The organism is Hymenobacter sp. YC55 (assembly GCF_029433095.1).
GTDB lineage: Bacteria > Bacteroidota > Bacteroidia > Cytophagales > Hymenobacteraceae > Hymenobacter.
The window spans coordinates 1,377,816-1,397,278 of record NZ_JARNTX010000001.1 but is presented as its reverse complement, the minus strand read 5'-3'; the positions used below and the strand labels follow the sequence as shown (position 1 = coordinate 1,397,278).

The 19,463-nt window shown below is 54.3% G+C and carries 23 protein-coding genes and 1 pseudogene; 5 read left to right on the top strand and 19 right to left on the bottom strand.

The annotated features are described in order from the left end of the window. Positions 1 to 70: 70 nt before the first annotated feature. Genes P1X16_RS06070 through P1X16_RS06055 form a run of 4 tightly spaced genes read right to left on the bottom strand, consistent with a single transcriptional unit; the run spans position 71 to position 3,491 of the window. Entirely contained in the window at positions 71 to 1,525 is a 1,455-nt protein-coding gene (locus tag P1X16_RS06070; RefSeq protein ID WP_277226974.1) for a phage terminase large subunit, read from the bottom strand. Next, positions 1,515 to 2,303: a terminase small subunit gene (locus tag P1X16_RS06065; RefSeq protein ID WP_277226972.1), complete on the bottom strand. Its 789-nt coding sequence runs from the start codon at positions 2,301 to 2,303 to the stop codon at positions 1,515 to 1,517. The genes P1X16_RS06070 and P1X16_RS06065 overlap by 11 nt, the downstream gene beginning before the upstream one ends. 38 nt (positions 2,304 to 2,341) lie before the next feature. Continuing rightward, positions 2,342 to 3,004 (bottom strand): hypothetical protein, encoded by a 663-nt coding sequence (locus P1X16_RS06060; protein ID WP_277226970.1) that lies wholly within the window; start codon positions 3,002 to 3,004, stop codon positions 2,342 to 2,344. A 7-nt stretch (positions 3,005 to 3,011) separates the two neighbouring features. Next, complete coding sequence (locus P1X16_RS06055) at positions 3,012 to 3,491, bottom strand: terminase small subunit (RefSeq protein ID WP_277226968.1); 480 nt, start codon at positions 3,489 to 3,491, stop codon at positions 3,012 to 3,014. A 347-nt stretch (positions 3,492 to 3,838) separates the two neighbouring features. On the opposite strand from P1X16_RS06055, the gene P1X16_RS06050 reads away from it, so the two are divergent. Continuing rightward, the gene (locus P1X16_RS06050; protein ID WP_277226966.1) at positions 3,839 to 4,123 is read left to right on the top strand and encodes a hypothetical protein; all 285 of its coding nucleotides are present in this window, start codon (positions 3,839 to 3,841) and stop codon (positions 4,121 to 4,123) included. Between the two features lie 866 nt (positions 4,124 to 4,989). On the opposite strand, the gene P1X16_RS06045 is transcribed toward P1X16_RS06050, so the two are convergent. The 11 genes from P1X16_RS06045 to P1X16_RS05995 all read right to left on the bottom strand — a co-directional run bounded on the left by P1X16_RS06045 (position 4,990) and on the right by P1X16_RS05995 (position 14,172). Next, entirely contained in the window at positions 4,990 to 5,631 is a 642-nt protein-coding gene (locus tag P1X16_RS06045) for a hypothetical protein (RefSeq protein ID WP_277226964.1), read from the bottom strand. 39 nt (positions 5,632 to 5,670) lie between these two features. Then, positions 5,671 to 6,552 carry a hypothetical protein gene (locus P1X16_RS06040; protein WP_277226962.1) on the bottom strand — a complete coding sequence of 294 codons (882 nt, stop codon included), beginning with the start codon at positions 6,550 to 6,552 and terminating at the stop codon, positions 5,671 to 5,673. Between the two features lie 54 nt (positions 6,553 to 6,606). Beyond that, complete coding sequence (locus P1X16_RS06035; RefSeq protein WP_277226960.1) at positions 6,607 to 6,921, bottom strand: helix-turn-helix domain-containing protein; 315 nt, start codon at positions 6,919 to 6,921, stop codon at positions 6,607 to 6,609. Between the two features lie 36 nt (positions 6,922 to 6,957). After that, a complete protein-coding gene (locus P1X16_RS06030; RefSeq protein ID WP_277226958.1) occupies positions 6,958 to 8,979 on the bottom strand; it encodes a primase C-terminal domain-containing protein in 2,022 nt (673 codons plus the stop codon). Positions 8,980 to 9,001: 22 nt separating this feature from the next. Beyond that, on the bottom strand, positions 9,002 to 9,895 hold the full coding sequence (locus tag P1X16_RS06025) for a hypothetical protein (RefSeq protein ID WP_277226956.1): 894 nt from the start codon (positions 9,893 to 9,895) through the stop codon (positions 9,002 to 9,004). A gap of 61 nt (positions 9,896 to 9,956) precedes the next feature. Beyond that, positions 9,957 to 10,358, bottom strand: coding sequence for a hypothetical protein (locus P1X16_RS06020; protein ID WP_277226954.1), 402 nt, complete (start codon positions 10,356 to 10,358; stop codon positions 9,957 to 9,959). A 191-nt stretch (positions 10,359 to 10,549) separates the two neighbouring features. Continuing rightward, complete coding sequence (locus P1X16_RS06015) at positions 10,550 to 11,347, bottom strand: KilA-N domain-containing protein (RefSeq protein WP_277226953.1); 798 nt, start codon at positions 11,345 to 11,347, stop codon at positions 10,550 to 10,552. Beyond that, positions 11,340 to 11,621 (bottom strand): helix-turn-helix domain-containing protein, encoded by a 282-nt coding sequence (locus P1X16_RS06010; RefSeq protein ID WP_277226952.1) that lies wholly within the window; start codon positions 11,619 to 11,621, stop codon positions 11,340 to 11,342. Before P1X16_RS06010 ends, P1X16_RS06015 begins: the two co-directional genes overlap by 8 nt. A 100-nt stretch (positions 11,622 to 11,721) precedes the next feature. Then, entirely contained in the window at positions 11,722 to 12,732 is a 1,011-nt protein-coding gene (locus P1X16_RS06005) for a hypothetical protein (protein WP_277226951.1), read from the bottom strand. 815 nt (positions 12,733 to 13,547) lie between these two features. Further along, a complete protein-coding gene (locus tag P1X16_RS06000; RefSeq protein WP_277226950.1) occupies positions 13,548 to 13,814 on the bottom strand; it encodes a hypothetical protein in 267 nt (88 codons plus the stop codon). A 4-nt stretch (positions 13,815 to 13,818) separates the two neighbouring features. Continuing rightward, positions 13,819 to 14,172, bottom strand: a complete 354-nt coding sequence (locus tag P1X16_RS05995) for a hypothetical protein (RefSeq protein ID WP_277226949.1) — start codon at positions 14,170 to 14,172, stop codon at positions 13,819 to 13,821. Between the two features lie 219 nt (positions 14,173 to 14,391). Between P1X16_RS05995 and P1X16_RS05990 the strand changes: the two genes are divergently transcribed. The 4 genes and pseudogenes from P1X16_RS05990 to P1X16_RS05975 all read left to right on the top strand — a co-directional run bounded on the left by P1X16_RS05990 (position 14,392) and on the right by P1X16_RS05975 (position 16,185). Continuing rightward, positions 14,392 to 14,571, top strand: coding sequence for a hypothetical protein (locus P1X16_RS05990; protein ID WP_277226948.1), 180 nt, complete (start codon positions 14,392 to 14,394; stop codon positions 14,569 to 14,571). Positions 14,572 to 14,645: 74 nt separating this feature from the next. After that, positions 14,646 to 14,942: a hypothetical protein gene (locus tag P1X16_RS05985; protein WP_277226947.1), complete on the top strand. Its 297-nt coding sequence runs from the start codon at positions 14,646 to 14,648 to the stop codon at positions 14,940 to 14,942. A 99-nt stretch (positions 14,943 to 15,041) separates the two neighbouring features. After that, a pseudogene (locus P1X16_RS05980) lies at positions 15,042 to 15,128 on the top strand. A 235-nt stretch (positions 15,129 to 15,363) separates the two neighbouring features. Next, positions 15,364 to 16,185: a DUF3667 domain-containing protein gene (locus P1X16_RS05975; protein WP_277226946.1), complete on the top strand. Its 822-nt coding sequence runs from the start codon at positions 15,364 to 15,366 to the stop codon at positions 16,183 to 16,185. Positions 16,186 to 16,332: 147 nt separating this feature from the next. On the opposite strand, the gene P1X16_RS05970 is transcribed toward P1X16_RS05975, so the two are convergent. The 4 genes from P1X16_RS05970 to P1X16_RS05955 form a co-directional block, all read right to left on the bottom strand. Continuing rightward, positions 16,333 to 16,890 (bottom strand): hypothetical protein, encoded by a 558-nt coding sequence (locus P1X16_RS05970; protein WP_277226945.1) that lies wholly within the window; start codon positions 16,888 to 16,890, stop codon positions 16,333 to 16,335. An 8-nt stretch (positions 16,891 to 16,898) separates the two neighbouring features. Beyond that, positions 16,899 to 17,681, bottom strand: a complete 783-nt coding sequence (locus P1X16_RS05965; RefSeq protein ID WP_277226944.1) for a PD-(D/E)XK nuclease family protein — start codon at positions 17,679 to 17,681, stop codon at positions 16,899 to 16,901. Between the two features lie 7 nt (positions 17,682 to 17,688). After that, on the bottom strand, positions 17,689 to 18,348 hold the full coding sequence (locus P1X16_RS05960; RefSeq protein ID WP_277226943.1) for an Abi-alpha family protein: 660 nt from the start codon (positions 18,346 to 18,348) through the stop codon (positions 17,689 to 17,691). A 67-nt stretch (positions 18,349 to 18,415) separates the two neighbouring features. Then, positions 18,416 to 19,384, bottom strand: coding sequence for a hypothetical protein (locus P1X16_RS05955; RefSeq protein ID WP_277226942.1), 969 nt, complete (start codon positions 19,382 to 19,384; stop codon positions 18,416 to 18,418). Positions 19,385 to 19,463: the final 79 nt, after the last annotated feature.

Here is a 19,463-nt window from a genome sequence, read left to right as displayed (position 1 = left end):
AGTAAGAAGCGTTACTCTGGGACGAAAAGTAGCCGCGAAGTAGCCGCGCGGGAAGGAAATCATTGGGTAGCTAGTCGTCACGGCCAGCGACAAAGGCCTCGTAATGCTGCTGCAAGAGGCTCAGGGTGATGTAGTCAAACACATCGGCGCAATGCCCTAGCTTCTCGTAGGTGGCCCCCAGGGCTTTGTCGTGCACCTTGGGCTTGACCTTGCCCTCCACGCCGGTCTGTACCTGCTCGAGGTCTTCGATGAGCTTCACGCAGCCCGGGTCGATCTGGATTCGCACGCGGTCTAAGCCCCCGCGTAGCACATAATTGATGAAGTCGCGCCGGCGCATCACGCCCGCGTTGCGGCGGGGCCACAGGGCCGTGCTGTTGCTGTGCAGCGCCGACTGCACGGCGGCCTGTACATCTTCGAAGAGGCTACTGCGCTCCTCCCCTATTTTGCTGTTGCGCAGCGTCGAGTCGCCCGTCAAAAACACGGGACTTGTGGACCAGCCGTTGGCGGTGCGATCCAAGAGGAACTGCTTGCCCGTGTTGCGAATACCACTCCGCGGCGGCGGCAGGGTGTACTCATAAAAGAAGCGCAGCGTCAGCACCTTGTCTTCGGTTATCGGCTGGCACATAAGCATGGCCGAATAAGGCAAGGCGTTGGCGTCCCAGCCCTGCAGAATGGGTTTATCAGGCACGTAGGGCGTGGGCTTGACGTGCAGACCGCGCCGGAAGGACTCGTAGAACTCGTTGTCGGTGCGCCTAGTAGCCCACAGGCCTAAGTACCAAATGCGATACAGGTACTCGTCGTACACTTGGCCCGTCTCGGGGTTCACGTCCCCATAGCGCTTGTAGCGGGCAATTTCCTCTTTCTTAGCCCACCGGTTGTCGCGAATCGTAGAGTGCAGCACCTCGTAGGGCTCAGCAATGATCTCCCCGTCCATCTCGGTGGAGAGCATGTCCGAAAACGTAGTGCAATTGGGATGACCCGTGTCACGGAAGAACTTCTGCCAGAGCCAAAACTGCTGATAGTCGCCTTCCTGGTCGGGGTTGAAGAGAAACACTTCCTGAATCACGGCATCGGGCCGCGAACTGCGCAGCGTGGTCGACACCACCTCGAACTCGTCTTCGCTGGTTTCGTTAGCCTCCTCGTAAATGGCGTGCGTAGGCTCGCGGGTGGACTTGATCTTCTTGGGGTTATCAAGGCCCCGGGCCAGGAAGATGTTGTCGTTGAGCAGGCACTTGATGACCAGTGGGCTGGTACCGAAGAAGAAGTACTGCTCGAGCCCCTCCCGCTCGGCTACGTCCTTCAAGGTGGCCCAGATACTGCCCTGGATGGTGTCAGCCACCTTGCGAATCATCAGGCACTTGAAGTAGGGCAGCACCAAGCACTGCATGAGCAAGTCCAGCATCGCAAAGTCGCTCTTGCTGCTGCTGCGCCCGCCCCAGAACAGGCGGTAGCGGGCCCGGCTCAGCAGATACGGCCGAAACACGTCGTTGACGGCATCTTCCTGTACGTCCAGCTTAAGTTTCATCGCTCACGGCGGGTTGGGAAGAGATCGTGCGCCCGCCGATCGTAATGGTTACCTCGGCTTTTTTCTGCTGGTTGTGCTTCTCGTAGCGGCCGTTGAGCTTGAGAATATCCCGGGCCGCATTATCCGCCGCGTAGGTTTCGACTTCCACCCCCTCTTTGGTGTGCTTGAACTTCTTGATGCGGCCCACATCCTTGGCCTTGGCCAGCGCGACTAAATCAAACTCGGTTACTTGCGCGACGATGGGCCGGCCCGGCACCAGCCGCGCCACGTCATCACCGAAGCGCTCAATCTCGATGTCGTAGCCGACGATTTCGATATGCAACTCGGCAATAGAAGCGTCGAAAGGATTGTTCTTCTTAGGCAGCTTCTTCGCTGCTTCCTGCAGGCGCTTGAGCTTGTTCTGCGCGTGCGTTCGCAACACGGTCACGTACTCTTCCCGCATCTCGTAGCCCTGCACTTCCCGCACTACTAGAAAGTCATTGAGGCGCGTGGCGGCCATATCACTCAGATGCCGTGTGGCCTCGTCGGCTGACATGGTCAGGGCCTTGTGCCGCTCGTCTACCAAGGCCATCAAAGCCGGATTCTGCTTGTTTTGATATCCCATATCTGCGGCGGACTCCGCCGAATACCCGGCGTCCCGCGCGGCCCGACTCGCATTGAAATGCTTGGGGTACTCTTCCACCCACCGCAGTTGTTTCTCGGTAAGTTTCTCGGGTTTTTTCGGGTTGGCATCGGGTGCATCACCCACGGAACGCTCGCTTTGATTTGGGGACTGCATAAGGCACTGGTAAGCAGAATGAGACTACAAAGGGGCAGTTACCGCCGTTTGCGCTTGAGGCGTTTGCGCTCCTGCGCTTGCTTGACGCGGTATCGATGGTTTTGCGCGGCCGACATGGACGCTGGCAACGGCTGCGCAGCAGCGACCGGGGCAGCTGGTACCGGTACAGCGGTATGGGAGCCGACGGGACCGGAGGGCGTGTTCCTTTCCCTAGGCGCAGGTGAGGGAAGGTGACACGAGCACGGCACGGGTGGCGCGTGGCGCTGGCCTCGCTTCCATTGGCCTTGTCCTAAGGAAGCCGCCCGGGCGTGCTTGTCGTCGCAGAGGCGTTGATCGCAGGGCTCTTCCAAGCGGTGCTGCACCGACCGCTCTTGCCCGAGCACATGCCAGACGAAGCCGACGAGGGTGGAAGTACGAAATATCTGCGCGGCCAAGGCTAGTTCCTTCGCGCTCATGCGCTCTAAGAGTTCCGGCACCTCGTACTGCAGGCGCTCTTCAGCAGCAAACCGGCGCTTGCCGTGGCGCTCCCCAAAGCAGGCCAGGATCAGGGCATCAATATCCCACCAGTTCAGCAGCACTTCCTGGTAGGCCTTGCGCAGGCGCTCCTGCAGGGCGTAGGCGGAGGCGGGGTTGCGGCTCTCGTCGGCCGGGTAGAAGGGCTCGATGTGCGGCCCGCGGGCGGAGGCATAGAGTTGCATCACGACCGACCTAGAGGCTAGCAGGTTGCTCTGGGGCGCTCTTCTCGGCCGGCGCTTCGTAATCGGGCGTGATGGGCGCTGGGTGCAGCTGCTGGTTGTGGCGCCCGAAAAAGCCGATGTGTTTACCCAGCAGCTCCAGCGCCGCCACCGCGCCCGTACTGTCGAAAGACCAGACGCCTTCCCCGGTTTCATCGAGTGCCTGCTGCAGTGTGCCGTCGGCCTGTACCCGCACCACAGGGCGCGGGGCCATGCAGCGCTCAATGATCGTGGTGAGCTGCTGGCGCACCCACTGCTCGCAAAAACCGCTTAAGACGGTGCGGGCGTACTGAGTGCCGGCAATCGCGGCCACCACCCGCGGATCGGCCAGCCACTGCTCGGCTAGGACTTGTACATTATCGGCTCTGCAGCCGCTGGCTACGGCGGCCTTGATGGCATCGCCGTGCTGTAAATACTCTTGGATGAATAGCTCTTTCTGGGGGCTTAGCAGCATAGCGGTTTGCGTAGGTGAGACACGCAAACCTATTTTTGACACCCCCGCGCCCAAAGGCGTGTAGCTGACCCGCTTAGCAGTTGTAAACAGTGGTTTCCATAAAAGCGTGTTTTGACGTTTTTATGGAAATGGTGGGCAATATCCACCTTGTAGGGCGCCCCCAAAACCAATAGTCCCAAACAGTCTCATTCCCACAAGTGGGACACGGGACTGTTTGAGACTACTTAACTTACCCCACCAGATTAAGGATAACTGAAGTTTTGCGGAGAGCTTCGTAAAACCCGGGACTCTGGGTTTTATGGTTACAAGCCTAGAGGGTTACTATCTTCGGGCTTTTCTGCGTCCACATGAGTTCGAAAAAGCTTTCCGATCCAATAGAGTTAGATGCCTACCGTGAGCATCAAGCCTTCATCCGTATTTTCAAGTACAAACCGCTCAACCAGTTCGACCACCTGCTTTGCATTCATGGGGACCGGGGGCAGGGTACACGAGGAGAAGTAGCCCACCTCAAGATTTCGGAAACCACCTACGAGGCTATTGCGTCCCGCTTTCCGATTGCGGAACGCGAATCCAACCTGTTCCGAAGCGAGTTCTTCACTGTCGAAGAAGTAAGCACTGAGTTACTGCCGTAGTGCGTAGCGATGGCAAAAAGAAGAAGCTAAAACAAGGTATCTGTCAAGGGTCAGGCAATCAGACCATTCTCGCAAAGTTCAGCAATAGCAATAATCTAACAAGGCTGCTTACATTTGTCACCATTATTAATCCGCATACAGCAGTTATAATGCATACAGCACTATTCTCTCGTTTGTTTACAATTTATCTTTTTTTTGCTCTGCTAGCGTGTAAAAAGGAAGAAACCGCGCCATTAGGTAGTATCGTTGGCGATTGGCAATTAGTGTCCGAATCAACCGCGACATACGATAACCGAGGGGTTAAGTTGTCTGATGTCACAATAGAACAAAAAGGAGACTATTACAGTGTAAGATTCTCAGCAGATAAGTCAATTCAGTTTTTAACACACCTTAACGGGACTAAGTCAATTTACATGAGTGGAACTTACTCAATAACATCAGAGACGTTAACAACGAACTATCCCACGTACAGTCTTACGTCTACGATTGAGCTTTTTACTACCAAAAAACTGACTTTAGTCGACGATCTTCGCCGCAGCAATAAGGAAGGCAGCGTAGAGACAAGACGTTATACTAAGTATTAACCAAATGTAGAGAGAACAGAAGCAGACGGTTGTCGTCGAGCAACCGAGTTCCATACTGTTGTTAATCGCCCGCGGTACGGCCACGCCGGAAGTAGTGGAATTCGAGAACGGCTCGCAGATGAAGGAGGCTATTCCGTCGGCTACCAGCGGGTTATTGCGACCCTCTACGAGCAGGGATATGTGCTGCAAAGCACGGTTGGCGGGAGCGGCAAGGGCGGCGTTGATAATATTTCCACCTACAGCACCCTGATCTTTGTTAAGCCCCCTAAACCGTAAGCGGCGCTACGCTATCAGGCTGAGAATCTGCCTTAAATCACCGCGGGCGTGCGCTAACTCCTGAATGCGTTGCATGTCGTCGGCGTAGGTGGTGGCAAACAGGCTTTCCTCTACCGCTTCAAGCACTGCTTTGTTGCCGGCGCGCAGCAGCTCACTACGAGTCATCGGCCGGCAGTCACCTACTTCATCGAAGCGCATAAGTACGCCGTCTTGGCCCGTTGCATCCCGCTCAGCCCGCTCGGCGGCTACTTCGGGTAGGAGCTCTATAAATCGTAGCAGCGCGGGGCTTAAAGTGAGGCAACTGATATTGGCGCCACCAGCCAGGTAGCCTAGTATATCGGTATAGGGGTCGTAGGGCAGCAGGGGCACTTCTGGCGCTTCGGTAAACTCGTAGCCGTACTCTTCAAACCCTTCGGGGGCAGTACCGGCCAACCCGTGGTGGCAGGCGGCTTCGATGGCGCGCAGACTATCACAATGGTCCTCGATTTCCGCTTGCATGATCGTGCCCTGGCCGACGCTCTTGGTATAGTAGTCGAAGGTCTCCGGCGTGAATTCGTACTGCTCGACGCGCAGCAGGCGGGTGATGAAGTAGTGCAGGCGCATGGTCAGGTGCGTGTGCACGGTTTCGAGTTGCGTGATCTTGCTCATGGCGGGTATAGACTATGGAGAGGACAGGGAAAAGAGGGATTATTCGGCAGCGAAGCCCTTGGGGGGTTCGAAGCGCGGTACTTCATGCACCAGCTTGTGTAGCCAGCCGCAGAGCTGCACATAGCGTGGTAAGTCATCGGGCGCCATTTCGCGGTAGAGTTGCCCTAACTCCTCGCACTTGTAGAGTACGGCGTTGAACTCGTTGGCGAGCGACGTATTGACGAGGTCTTCGTTGAGCTCGTCCTCAATTTGATCGGCGAGCGAAACCGGTACCATCTCCCCCTCGGGGCCGACGCTGTGGAGGGTGATATCCTGCTTGAGCCCGTGCGAGAACATCTTGCGCAGCGAGAGCTCCGTCTGCGTGGCCACGGCGTGGGTGTAGACGGCAAACTCCGAGGGGTGGCTGGTACCGATGTACTCACCGCGGGTATCGTGGCCGTTAAAGAAGCCGGCCAACTCGTTGTGCAGGCTGTAAGGCGCCAGGCTTTCAGGGTCGTCCTTGTAGGCTACCTTCCATACTTGGCCTTCCTCGTCGAAGCCGTCGGGCTCCCAGTCCGTCTCGTCATCGCTGCCCCACTCATCGATGGTTTTCAAGCGTTTTTCGATGGCGTACTTGGTCAGGTCTGCCTGGTAGGTTTTTAAAAAGTTTTCGAGCAGGGCCAGCGCCCCTACGACTTGGCGGTGAACGCTGTGGAGCGAGTTGCAGAGCACCGTCATCTCGTAGTAACGGCGGGCCTGGTCGGTAATGGAGTGCTTGGGCTTGTCGCCCTGGGCTTCCCGCTGGAAAGCGGCGTTGCACTCGGCCATCGTCTCGCGCGGCACCGTCACGAGGTCGAACGTGGAGAGGCCGCGCAGGTAGGCGTTAAAGAGCAGGGCCAGGTTATCCGTGGCGTTGATGGGTTCTAGGATGCGGTGACGCATGGGGTAACAGAAGTAAAGGTGAGAGATGGGGTCACTTAGCAGACACTGTAGGGGCTACCCTCCTCGCCTGCCCTTGTGGGTGCGCTGCGCACCTGTGAGGGCGGCGAGCACATCGGTTTTCTTGAGGTAGGTGCGGCCGCCCATCTTGTGGTAGGGCAGCAAACCGCGGCGCTTCCACTCGTGCACGGTCTGTGGGCACACATCGAGCAGCGTGGCGGCTTGCCGGATGGTGAGCAGTTCCTCCGCCTCGCTGGCGGGCGCCGCCGCCGTACCGGTGGCCTGCGTCAGATTCAACTCGTGGCGGATGAGCGCACGCAGGTCTTCGAGTAATTGGGCGTAGGCGACGCCAGAGGTGATAACCGTTTGCATAGACCGGGGAAATAAGGGGGATGGGAGTCGTTGGGCTTAGAAGGGATCGTTGTCGCCGGCGGCTTTGCGGGCCTGCCTGTTGAATTCGCGCACAAACGTGTCGTGATCGGGGTAGTCGTGCAGCGGGGCCGCGCTCACGCCGAAGGATTTGCGCAGCCCGTCGAATTCAAGCAGTTGGTTGAGCATCTTGCCCGAGCCGCGCTTGTTGTAGTACTTGACGTGGGCCAGGTGCGGGGTGTACTGGATGTTGTCGGGCGTGGACTTGACCCGGTCGATGATATTGGCAAAGCAGAGTGAAAAGTCGGAGTTATCGAGAATCTTTTCCGAACCCCGCACGAAGGGGCGGGCATCCCGCGTATGCGCCGCGCAGGCCTTGGTGGTGTGGCAGATCAGCAAAATGAAGAGGTTGTAGCGCTTGGCCAGCTCTTTCAATTCGAGCGTGGTGCGGCTGTAGCGCTCCGTCTCTTCCCCCTTGCCCCCCATGGCCGAGAGGCCGTCAATGACGAGTCCGTCCAAGGAGCCGTAGAGTTGGATCGTCTGCTGAATATCGCGCTCGTAGTCCTGCGTTGTCTTGCCGCCGTTGCCGGTGAGCACCAGTTGGTCGGCGATGGCTTGGGAGCCGGCTCTAAGTAGTTCGCGGGTTTGTTCTTTGCTTTGGCGGGCGTAGCCCTGCAGCACCCGGCTGGCCGGCATTCCTTCTTCGGCGTCGAAGTACATGTCCAAAAAACGGTTGACCGTCTCGGGCTTGCCCATTTCCATGGATGAGTACAGGAAGCGGTTGCCGTAGCCGAGCACGTTTTGGGCAATCACGTTTTGGGCAAAGTAGCTTTTGCGCGTGCCACCCGAACCGATGAGCACGGCCAGCTTGCCCTTGAAGCTCTGCTGCTGGTCCTCGTCGATTTCCGGCACTAGGCACGTCATCGGGCTCGGCTGCTGCGTGTAGTAGTCGAGCCACTCCTCGGTCCAGTTACTCCAAATCTCCACTTGGTTGGTCGCGGCCGCCGTCGCCGTTAGCACGGAACTGCCCGCAGTGGCTTTGTGGCGCTGGGTGGTTTTAAAAGCCGAGCGCACGATGCGCTGCACATCCGCATCGGGCAATGGCTCGCTCGTGGCCTGATTGATGGCGGCGATGAGCTGTAGCACGTGCGTTTCGTAGAGGGCGGAATGATCAAAGAGGTGGCAGGCCTGCTTGAAGAGGGTGTTATCGCGCTCTCCGGGTTGGGGCGGGGCAAAGAAGTCGCGGTCAATACTGCCTTGACCGGTGCCATTTTTCGCGCCGAGCGTCGCTTTGGTAAAGGCAGCCATGTCGAAGGTGCGGGCGTACTCCCACAGACCGGCCAGTTCCGCAATAGGCGTCAGACTCGTGAGCTTGGCCTCGGGCTTGTAGTCCGGGCGGGGCGTGTTGGCGAGGGCCAAGATCTCGTCGAGCGACAGCGTCAGGAGCTCGGTACTGGTCAGGCCCACCTTGTAGCGGCCCTTTTTGTTGCGGGAGTTGAGGACCCGGAAAATGCGGTTGTTGTTGTAGATGCCCAGATCGACGCTCGCAAACTGCGTCCCCGCCTGTTTGGCTTCGTAGGCTTTGGCTTGCAGCTGAGCCAGGGTCAGCTCGTGGCATTCCGCCAGCAGCCGGGCGGCGAGCACGTTGAGCTGGGTCGGCAGTTGCGGCGAGGGCGTAAACCCACCGAATAAGCTCTGGTGCAACCCGACATGGAAGCCCTTGCTGCCGGAAAAGGAGAGAAACAAGTGCTTGGGCGAGAGCTGAAAGCGGGCATAGAGGCGTTTGAGCAAATCCCGGGTCGCTTCCAAACTGCCAGGCAGATCCCCTTCGCGGTCGATGTCGAAGTAGAGAAACTCGGCGAAGTAGCTCCCCGCAAAGCCGGCCACGGTGGACTTGCCGGTCTGCGGGTCGCGGTGGACTTGCAGGTGCTCGTAGATGGTGTTGTCGAAGCCGAACATGGAGAGGTAGAACTCCTCGTCCGTGGGCTGCAGGATAATCTCGGATTTGGGCCGCACGGTCCCGCGCATGTGGGGGCCGCCTTGGCAGACTTCGTAGTTCATGGGGAGATGCCGGTAGCGGGCGTTAGGAAGAGAGGGCGGCTTCACGCTTTTTGCGCAGGCGCAGCCAGGCTTGCACGGTGAGATTGGCCGAGTCGTAATCGGCGTGCAGGGTGCGACGGTTCTGCATGTCGAGCAAAATGCTGGTCACCTCCCCGCTGCCATGCTTGTGGGTCAACTCCACGAGTTGTTTGGGCAATAGCGGCTCGACCATGGAGAAGACCTTGGGCAAGGGGTTCTCTTTTTCCCACGCCACGAAGCGGGCCCAGGTGGACTGCCCTTCCGCGTCAAGCTCGGCGACGAGTTCCGGCCAGCGGGTTTCGAGCGGAGGCGGCGCGGCCGGCGCCGGGCGGGCGGCGCGGGGTTTGCTTTTCTTTTTGCCAGGTGAAGGCGCCCCTTTGGGTGGTTCTGCTGCCGACTTAGTTGGCAGTTTGGAATCCACCATCGAATCAGAAGCCTGCGCACCCGCGCACCCTGTGACAGCGTTAGCTGTCTCTTCTTTTGTTTTGTTTAGTTTAGTTTTATGTACTAGGGGGGTTGTCGGGGGTGAAAAGGTAGGCGAAAAGGGGGGCGAATAGGGGGAGATAAAGGGGGTGTTTTTCTGCCCCCTTTCTGGATTCTCTTCCGGTTCCTGCAGCGGGGTGGCCAGCCAGTAGGTGGTCGTGTGGCCCCGCCCCTGTCCGTTCCGAAAGTCGAGCAGGCCGGCTTGCTTTAAGCGGTTGCGGGCCGTATCCAACGGGTCCTTGGTTCGTAGTCGCAGCTTCACCAGTAGTTCATCCACTGAGAAGTTGAAGGGATTCTTCCACCCTAATGCGTTGCAGCGCTCCAGTAGTCGGAAGTACACGGCGATGTCATTGGGGGTGAAGGAATGCTCCAGATCCTTGGCCCAGAAAGCATTGATGAGCGTAATGTAGTTCATGGGGCGGGCACGTAGAAAGGAATACCTGGCCAGGCCCTACAGCCGGCGAGGTGATGTCTGGCTACCGGGTAGAAGCCACCGTCGCGATCATCAACCGAAGCGGCTTGAACTGCGGCTGCGGCGCTTCCCTTGACGCCCGTGCAGGTACTGCGGCCGACGTTTTAATGGGTGGCTGCGGATGGGGTGCTGCTTGGTCCACCACGGTAGGCTGAGGCTTCGCGATTGGTACCGGCTCGCCGCTTGGGAGAGAAAGTATCCCTGCGGGCAAGGGCAGCCGGTAACGCCCCGTGGGGGCTACTTCGACCAAACCCACAGCCACTAGTTCGGACAGGGTTTCGGCGGCATCGCCAGGCCAGTACGCGGTAAGGTTGGCGAGCAACTGTTCTTCTCTTAGGAATGGGGCCGTAAAGAGCGCGGCCACATACGCCTGGTAGTGCGCATACTCCTGCTCCGGGCTTAGCATACACCGGCGCCGGACTGCGGCGTGCTAGAAGAGCGGAAAGAGTATGCGAATCCATCGGCGCGGACAATCCTTCTGTGCCGCTCTTGTTTTTGGCCCTGAAAAGCCGATAAGTGCGTGGTTTTCATTTTCTTTGCGAAAGTTTTATGGAGTAGTTTTTTAGGCAGGCACCTGTTGGAGGGGGCCTGCCTTTTTTACTGGCCCGCGGCGCGGGGATGGCCGGCGGTGTGGGCGACGAGCATCTTGGCTACTGCCTCGGAGGCCCGGAAGCACTCAGCCGCGCAGCCTTGGTTGCCGCGGGCGTTCTTTTGCTCGATGCTCTCGGCCGCCATGAGTTCGGAGAGATGCAGCGCCACGAGTTCTTTCTCGCTCATGTGCTCGCGGGTATTAGCTTTTTCGGACAGGTTCTTGCGCTGCCGGATGACAGCGGCTGGCCCGCCCCAGAGCGGCGTGTAGGTCGCGTTGGTGCAAAGCCGGTAGCCCTGCTTGCGTACACCATGGGCGGCCAATACAGTCACAAGGCGGTTGCGCGTGGCCTTGCCTTGGAAGCGGGCTCGGATCTGACTCTCCGTAAAGCCGCGCCGGCGGTACGTAGCTTCGGCCCGGTCGAGGATCAGGTCAGGGTTCTTTTCCTCCTCGACCCGTTCTAGGAAGATTTGGTTAACCGCTACCGCTAAATCGGGACTCAGGTATTGGGCATACTCCAATGCAATCTGCACATGAGCATAAGTACCTCCTCCCCTACCAACAGTGGAAACTAAAAGGTCAGATTTTTTGACCTTTAAAAATCGTTCGGTGGCACTCAGAAAGCCGAGAGTGGTAGGCAAGGTGATCCAAATCGCAGGTCGGTTGCTGCGCAACCTTCCCATTCCTATCCATATATCCGTAACGCTTAAGCGTCCATCTTTATCTCTATGGATTCTATGATCATTGATCGTGATGACATCATTATTCTTGCAGATAATGATGCGTGGGGTTGCAGAGCTAGCCATTTGCCACCTCCTTTCCGACGCGGGTGCCTTGCTCTACCCAGGCTAGGAGGTCAACTCGGTTGAAGTAGAGCTTATTGCCACGTTTGCTGTGCGGAATCTGCCGGGTAGATACCAGCGTGTATAAGCGAGCCTTACTCAGGCGGGTTACTTCCTGAGCCAGTTCAAGCCCGCCTATTTCGACAATAGGTTGAAGAGCGTTGCGCTGCAGTGCTTGATGAATTAAGACCTCAATACTATCTAGCTTGGCATTGAGAATGTCGAAAGGATTATTCATAACTACCGTCTGTTGGTGATGACGGCAGCAAGGTTGTTAGGGCTTGTCAGGCATTGTTACCTAATAGGAAATACAGGAAATGCAGGAAAAAGAGTAGCATCTATTTCTTTTCCTTTTTACCGTCCTTATGCTTATCCAATTCCTGATTTACTGCTATGAAGATCCTTTTTGAATGCCCTTTAAAATCTTCACTATCAGTTGCGTCTATGCAATTGCTTAGCGTTTTACGTATTGATTTTGAACCAAGCCCTTCGAATTCGCACTCAGTCGCCCACCTGTCAATTGCATAAGCATTTCCTATTAAAAATTTCCTTGCTACTAGAGCAGTAAACGCGGCCGCCCATTCACCAGCCTGATTATAGATGGAGCCTATGTTAATCTCAATGAATATAGCTCGGACTTTCTCTAAGCTTATATTCTGCAGCTTTGCTACATCAGGCTGACGCCCCCTGTGGTTTTTGCTGATTGTCGACTTAGAAACTGCCTCATGGGAAACTATATCTTGCTGCTTTAGTAATGAGCTTGGTGCTGGTTCTCCTGTTAAGCTGATTATCCCTTCTATGCTTTCTGAATTTATTTGAGAGCCTGAGCTTCTTGCTTTAAGTTCAGCTTCGAACTTTAATGGCGTTACCTCATGCAGCCAACTCAGGGCTCTCTCGAGCGAAGACTTCTGATATTCTTGATTCTGGAGTCCCTCTTCTAGCACATCAATCAGGTAGAGATAATCATTTGCACTATGAAGGGAATGTTGATCACAAAATTGATTAAAGTGTATGATCGCATCCCACCGCTTAACTGATGACATGCTTTTCAAGAATTCAGCAGCAAAAGCAGGATGGTAAGGATGGAGCCGTCCATATTGCTTCTCACATTCCTCTACTTTTTTCGCAAATTTCTTTGCCTCGGCAGTAAAGTATCCCAACGCGCCGTACTTTTCTTCAATGCGAGAATATACTACCTCTGGGTTGTCGGTAAATTCTTCATCACCGAATAAAGCCACACCAACTAGAATTAGCACTTTCTCAACCGCCTGATTACGTTTACGCAGATACTCTGCATTAAAAAGGCTATCTCGTAGGCTATTACTTGTTGGCATTTGTGGTAAGTACAATATGAAAAAAGTAAGAGCTTCTCATTCAAAGGATGAAAAAGTGATAAGCACTTAGTACCTGAGCTACATTTCATGGTTTCTTACAGGATCCTCTGATACCGGTAAACATGGTTCTAACTTGTAAGCATCCACGGATTTTAGCTTGAATTCAGTCTGAAAACATGAGTTCCAGCTTCATCAGCTTTAGATCAAATCTGGAAGCTTAGTAACGAAAAAAACTTGCTGACTGAACTAGCGCATGTAATGCGTAACTCTATACAAGATAAACTCAGGTGCTAACCAATCTAGAAAACACAGTACGTTTTCATTACGGTTGTCTTGGGTTAGCATTATACCATTCGAACACTTAGTATTGAGTATGGCGCTTTCCAGCCTTCCCATAGCCACCGCGCCTCCCGTAATCCAAATGTAGACGGCCGCGGGAAGCATTTCTCCAGCCGCTACTCGCTGCCCTACTACGATAGTGCCCTTTGGGAAGCGCGGGGCCATGGTATCTGTGTCAATTAAACACATCTGTTGATGATGCCCAAGCATTGAGCCAGCACGCCAAATAGGCAAGTTGGGTTCAGGGCCAATCTTGGTGCACAGGTCAGAGTAGCTTCCGAGGCAAGCAGTGGTTGGGGGAACAGGCTCGGGGTTCAAGGCACGCCGCTTAGAAAGTGTATTGCTAATCTCAGTCAGTGCCTTTTCCAAATTATTGATGTCGCGTCCTTCTAACTCATCATTGGTTAGCACAGCTGCAATTCTGGCCTGCTCTTTTCTGAGTTCAGGCGTAGTGCAGTATACAGGCCTTCTAACATCTAGCAACGTAGCAATCATATTTCCTGCCCTCCTTGCTCAATGCGCCGAACTGATCCCATTTGCTTTTCTGTCTTTTCCCGCTTCTCAATAGCGGCTAGCAGTAACTCATGCACCACGCCCATACTGGTACGCTTGCTCACCTCAACCGTTAATGTTTTGTCGCCTGCTGTAATGGTGACGTGCGTCACGTTGCCGACAAAGAACTCATCTAAGACCGTTTCTTCCTCGCGAATCGCGGCGGCGCGGCGGTTGAGTTCCGCCAAATCATAGACTGCTGCCATAAGACTAGGAGGCCACCGCCATTAAAAAAGTGGAACCATCGACAAAGGGTAACCGGAGCGCGTTGCGGCGCTCTGTGAATACCCGATACACGTTGCAATACCAGCGGTGCAGCTGTGGGATGCTCTCGCACTGAAACACCCTATCATTGGCGCGTAGTTGCTCGTCTGCGGCGAAAAGGTCGGCCTCACACATCATGGACATGATGTTGGAACGCATAGCCGAGAGCGTGAGCAGGTGCCTGTTTTGGGCCAACTTAACTTCGGCCTCCTTTTTAAACTTCCGGCCCAGCGGGCCAGTGTACTTGGTTGTGGGGGAAGCAATTAGCATAGCAGTTGCTTCCATGGTTGCAGTTAGCATACCTTTGGGGTTAAGTAGATGAAGTAATAGGGCTTGCCCGCCCTGTTTCGAAATCGGAGGTCGTTCCTTGCCCGGAGCGGCCTCTTTTTTTGTTGAACACTCAGGTTCAACTCTTCAAATGTACATACTTTATGCAAATGTAAAAACAAATGCTCAAATTAATTTACAATTGTTTTTACGCATTGCCTAACCCTAATATTTATTTATCTTTGATCCACCATGGATGAAAAACCCAAGCGCACCGGCCGCCCGCCGAAAGACCCGGCCCGCCATAAGCGCAACCGGACGCTTTCCTTCACGGATGATGAGTACAATAAACTGATGCGCATTGCAGAGGCAGCCAACCGTGGAGTGAGTGAATACATTATCGAACAGTTCGGACTTAATCTGCCCGACTAGGAGGCGCTTTCCAGTCAGCCGCTGAGTCACTTGTACAGTATTTGCTGTCTGCTTAATTCTCACGCTTCTACTATATGAAAAACCAACAACAGGTTTCTACTCCGCCTTTTATTCAATTAGGCACGAATGCCTACTCTATTTTTAATACTGCAGAAATTTCTACTATCTCTCGTTTTAGTGTCGACATCACAGAGGACAATCGTGAGCAGAACAAAGGCTTTATTACTCCTGATGGGCAAGTCTACGTGATTCGCATAAGCTTAAAAGGAGGTATACAACGGGAGATCAAATGTTCTTCTCTTGAGTCTTGGAACAACGCCTTTATGGAACTAAGCACGGTACTCAATACGCACGTAATTCTACCTTCATAGAATATGTTATTACAAATACTTCCTCAAAGAGCCTATTTGTTCACTGTAAGTGTATGAAGCTCGGTCAGTAGCTGGGCTTCATAGGTTCTTCTGAGAATAACCAGGATTGCCGAGAGGTGATGGCGGGTCTGCTTGCAGGCCGCAGGTGACACTAGTCCCTCGTGGGTTCGACTCCCACTCCTGGTGCAGGCGAAGTGGGAAAGATTTGGTGCGGCAAGGGACAACAGTATGGGGTTCAACGCGCCTAAGGCTATACCCGTCCGCCCCCGGTAGCACCCCGCCTTGACGAACAAGCGGTTATCCGGACCGTACTGTCCACCCGACCTAGCATCGTGATAACAAGGGTATAAGCAGTATTTTTTATTTATTTGGTGGCTGCTGGTAATCAGCTGCTCAGCCGTGCTACTTAACCCCCTGCATCATGGAATCTGTTGTAGCAGCCCCGGCTGCTGATGCGCACAACGCAGTGGTCAAAGAAGCCGCCTGCCTAAACTGTGGCCACGCGATGGCGGAAGGGCTATACTGCCCGCACTGTGGACAGCAGCGACCACACCGACTGTCGGTCACGCATGTGCTACACGAAATGATGCACATCTTTACCCACGCCGACAAAAGCATTTTTGCCTACATCGGGCAAGTGCTCCTGCAGCCTGGCCAAGTCGTAGCCGACTACCTGGCCGGCCGACGCAAACGGTACTTCAACCCCTTCCAATTTCTGCTGCTCGCAGTAGGTGCCGCTACCTTGTTAACAACCCTAGGGCATTACTACGAAGCTACCGGCCACGGCCTACAGCAGCAGATGCAAAGCCGCTTAACGGCCGAGCAGCTAGTACGTGTGGAGTCCTACTTTCACTTCTTAGGCAAATATCAGAACCTGTGGTGGCTGTTATTGCTGCTGCCCATTTATTCGCTAATTGCTTGGGGGGTGTACAGCCGGCGCCGGGTGAATTATGCCGAGGCGTTTGTGCTACTTGTGGTAGTGGGCGCCGCCTTTCATATTGTCTGGGTAGCGGTGCTGCTAGGACTGGTGCTGTTTATGGGCCAATTCTCAGGAACCAGCAATATGGCGGCACTGCTGCAAGTGGTGGTTATGTTTAGCTACCTCGCTCTAATCGGCCGCCGTGCACTTGGGCTGAGCACAGCGGGTAGTCTGTGGCGAGCGGCCGTTATTGTGCTGCTCGGCGCTGCATGCGGGGCAGGGCTCAACTACGTTGCGTTCCGGCTCTACGTGTTTGGGGGGTAGCTTAAGCAACTCATGGTAAACGAACGCATTATACCTGCCGCAGCAGCGGGAAAGACTCTGCAGAATTTCTCAGGGCCCTGGGGGAATTAGGCAGCAACTGCCATCGACACGGTGGAACCATCGGTTAGGGACGAGCGCAGGACCTGGCTACGCTGTTAAGTCGATCCTAGCTTCCTTGTTGATTCGATTCAGCAAGTCACCGTACTTATCTATAAAATCAGTAAACAGAGCTGCCATATTTTTTATCGACTCCTCACGGCGCCCTGGTAGAATTCTTTCCAAGGTTTGTTGTTGCCTAAAGTCATACTCTGTTAGGTGGCGATAACAAGGCCATGGATCACTGCGCTTAGACATGTTTTCTTTTTGGCGCACTTTAGCCGCATCCAGTAAGACATCGACTTTTGCTCGATCAAATTCATCTGGATCACAATGAATGCCCATATCTGGCTCGGTATTCAGAAAATCGCAGCCTAAGCCCATACCGTTCCAAGCAGATTGATGAACAGAGAACAACTCTCCTGTTATCAACTCCACTTCAAAACCTGTACTTGAGAGTTGTTGCTCTAATTCAACCTTCAGTGCTTGCCAGAAGTCAATAATAAGTCGTTCATCAACGGCTCCTAATTGACTGGCTATCTGCTTAGCAGACCGGTAATTCTCCGGTTGTGTGAGATAGGTATAGATTTCGTCGTCGTAGGTATGCATGAATGGAGTTATAAAGCAGTGATGACCTGTTGGTACTGCATGATAATTGCGCGCACGGTAGGTGCCTCCACATGAGGCAGAGCGCGGGTCAATACGGAATTGATTTCGTTCTTGTAAGAGATACACCCGAGTTGCCCGACGGCCTCCAGTTCCGCTCGGCGTACGGCCTTAATAGAATGCTCTGCAGGCACACAATCCGGCTGTGGTGTCAAATACAGTAGCAGATGTTGGTTAGTGAAATGCAACTGCAAATAAGCCTGATAGCGCTCCAGTTGCTTGTGCTGATCACCAGCGTAAATCTTGTTTTCGATAGCAATAGCAAAGCTTCTTTCAGGTGCTTGATAGGTCAAGAGTATATCAATGTACCCGTCCCCGTCACCCGTTAAATTCCCTGTAGCCACTTCGGTCGCAACCTGCACAAAGTATGGGTCACGGACTTGGTACTGTTCTACGGGCAAACTACGTCCTCGCAACAGTTCCAAGAGAGCCTCATAAAATAGTATGCCTTGCTGGTGAGTACCGTTGGGATTGAGCAGGTCTGCCAGGAAAGGAGAATGTAAGCGCGTCTCGTCGCGGTACAGATTTTTAAGCAGCCAGAAGATATTATAGTCCGGCGCTTGGGTCCGTTGGTGCTTAGCTGCCAGGTGCTGCAGCATTTGCCAACCGCTAAGTAAGCGCGTGTAGGACAGCGTATCAGCAGCTATTCGCTTGGATTCGAGAGAATTAACAAAGCTTTTATAATCTTCAAGAAATGCCTGCAATTCCAATACTGGCGGTGCACTAGGAAGCATAGGCGTATTACTTGATTGGAGGCTTACAAGCTGTCACGAACGCATACCCAAACAGTGTCGGCTCAATAGTGGTGTAACCGTTTGAAGAGAACAGGGTAGTAGTTTTAGCAGGAGTGTTCTTTGCACATAATCGCAATCGGAGCAAGTTATCCATACACCGCTCAAATTGTGCAAACTCTAGCTTAAGTGCCTCTCGAACCTGTCGCTCGTTCAAAGTTTGCCGCCCCCAAGCTTCGTCTTGAAGATGAGCGCCATTCACTTGCTTGTAAAGTTCATCTAGGATTTGAGCCTGTACAGGCGTGAGTTGACGCAGTACATCAGCAAAGCTAGGCTCGACGAGCATATCTCCTTGATGCGTGGCAGCATTGGCCAATAGGGCGGCCCACTTGGTAGCCAGCACCTCATCTTCTTCCACAGAAGCGCCTTCCATCAATGGCAGCAGCAGCTTTAAGTTGACCTGTTTGGGTTCGATACCTGCGACCGTCAACATCTGCTGCGCTGCCCGAAAGAGTTTAAATTGGTTCTGTAAGCGGAATAGGCGTACGCGTTCTCCTAACATCAGACCAATTTCATCAGCCGCGGGCCCAAGCATTTTGTTGATGAAGGGCACAGCAATGCCGCTGCCAGCACCGGTTAGGATAGTAGAGAGGGAGACTACTTCAGCCACAGTAGTAAGTCTGTATAAGAGTGGGCAGTTCTAGCGGACCAAATAGGATAGCCATGTCCCTGACGGCTTATTTGCCTTTTTTCGCTAGGTAGGCCTCGGTAGATTTGAGCAGAGCTTTCTGCGCGTCGGCAATAGTGGTTAAGTCGTTGATCCGGGCGTAGTAGCGGTCCATTGCCTTGTTAACCTGACGGAGGCTTGCTTGTACATCCTCCTTCACCTTCTTTGGATTAGCTGTCGGCTCTTGGCTGGCCGTAGCAGCGCCAAGACGGTTAAACTCACTTACGGCTTTGACCAGTTGTTCGCCGGCGATAAGTTTCTCGGTCAGCGCCGCTTCCTGAATGAGTTGGGTGGCTACCTTCTGATCAAATTTGTCGGTTGCCAGCAAGTCGTTAAGACTACTGACCGAGAGCGGGGAGGGCATCGACGGGGGAGAGGCGAGGTCGAATCCAAATAAGCTAGAGGTCAGCGAGGTAAGCGTATCGCTGTACGCCTTGACGTTATTTGTTAGCTGCGCACCCTCCTGTTTTTTCCACCACGATTTGTCCGTCAGGACTTTGGTAAGGTTTCCCAGTTGGCGTTGGGCTTCCGGCGACAGCTGCTGGGCTTGCAGTGCCGTGGACACCTGCCCGGGCAAAAATACGTCGCGGTAGTTTTTGACGGCCAGCCGGGTCAACTGCTTGTCGTCCTTTTTCTGCTGCAGGGCCGCCTGTTGCGGATTCGCGGCTGGGTGCTGCTCCCGCTTGCGTTGCTGCTCCTGCGCGAGTTGCGCCAGTTTGCCATTTGCATCCTGCTCTAACTTTTCCTGTTTTGCTTTGGCCTGCAGCTGTGCCTCCCGGCTCATTGGTTGGCTACTGTATCCTCCCCGGTTTTTTTGCAGCTGCCGCATCTGAAAGTCCTGCGTGCGCTGATTGGTCATTCGATTGAAATCCTGGCGGGATTGCATATTCTGCTGCATAGTCGGGCCAGTGTAGCTAGGCCGATATTGCGCAAATCCTGAGAGTGGCAGCAGAAAGAAGAGGAGTAAGGAGTATTTCAATGTATAAAAAATAAGGAGGTGAAAAAAGCTATTTGAAATCGTGAGTACTAAAGCTTGAATGCAAGCGCGGTGAGCTTTC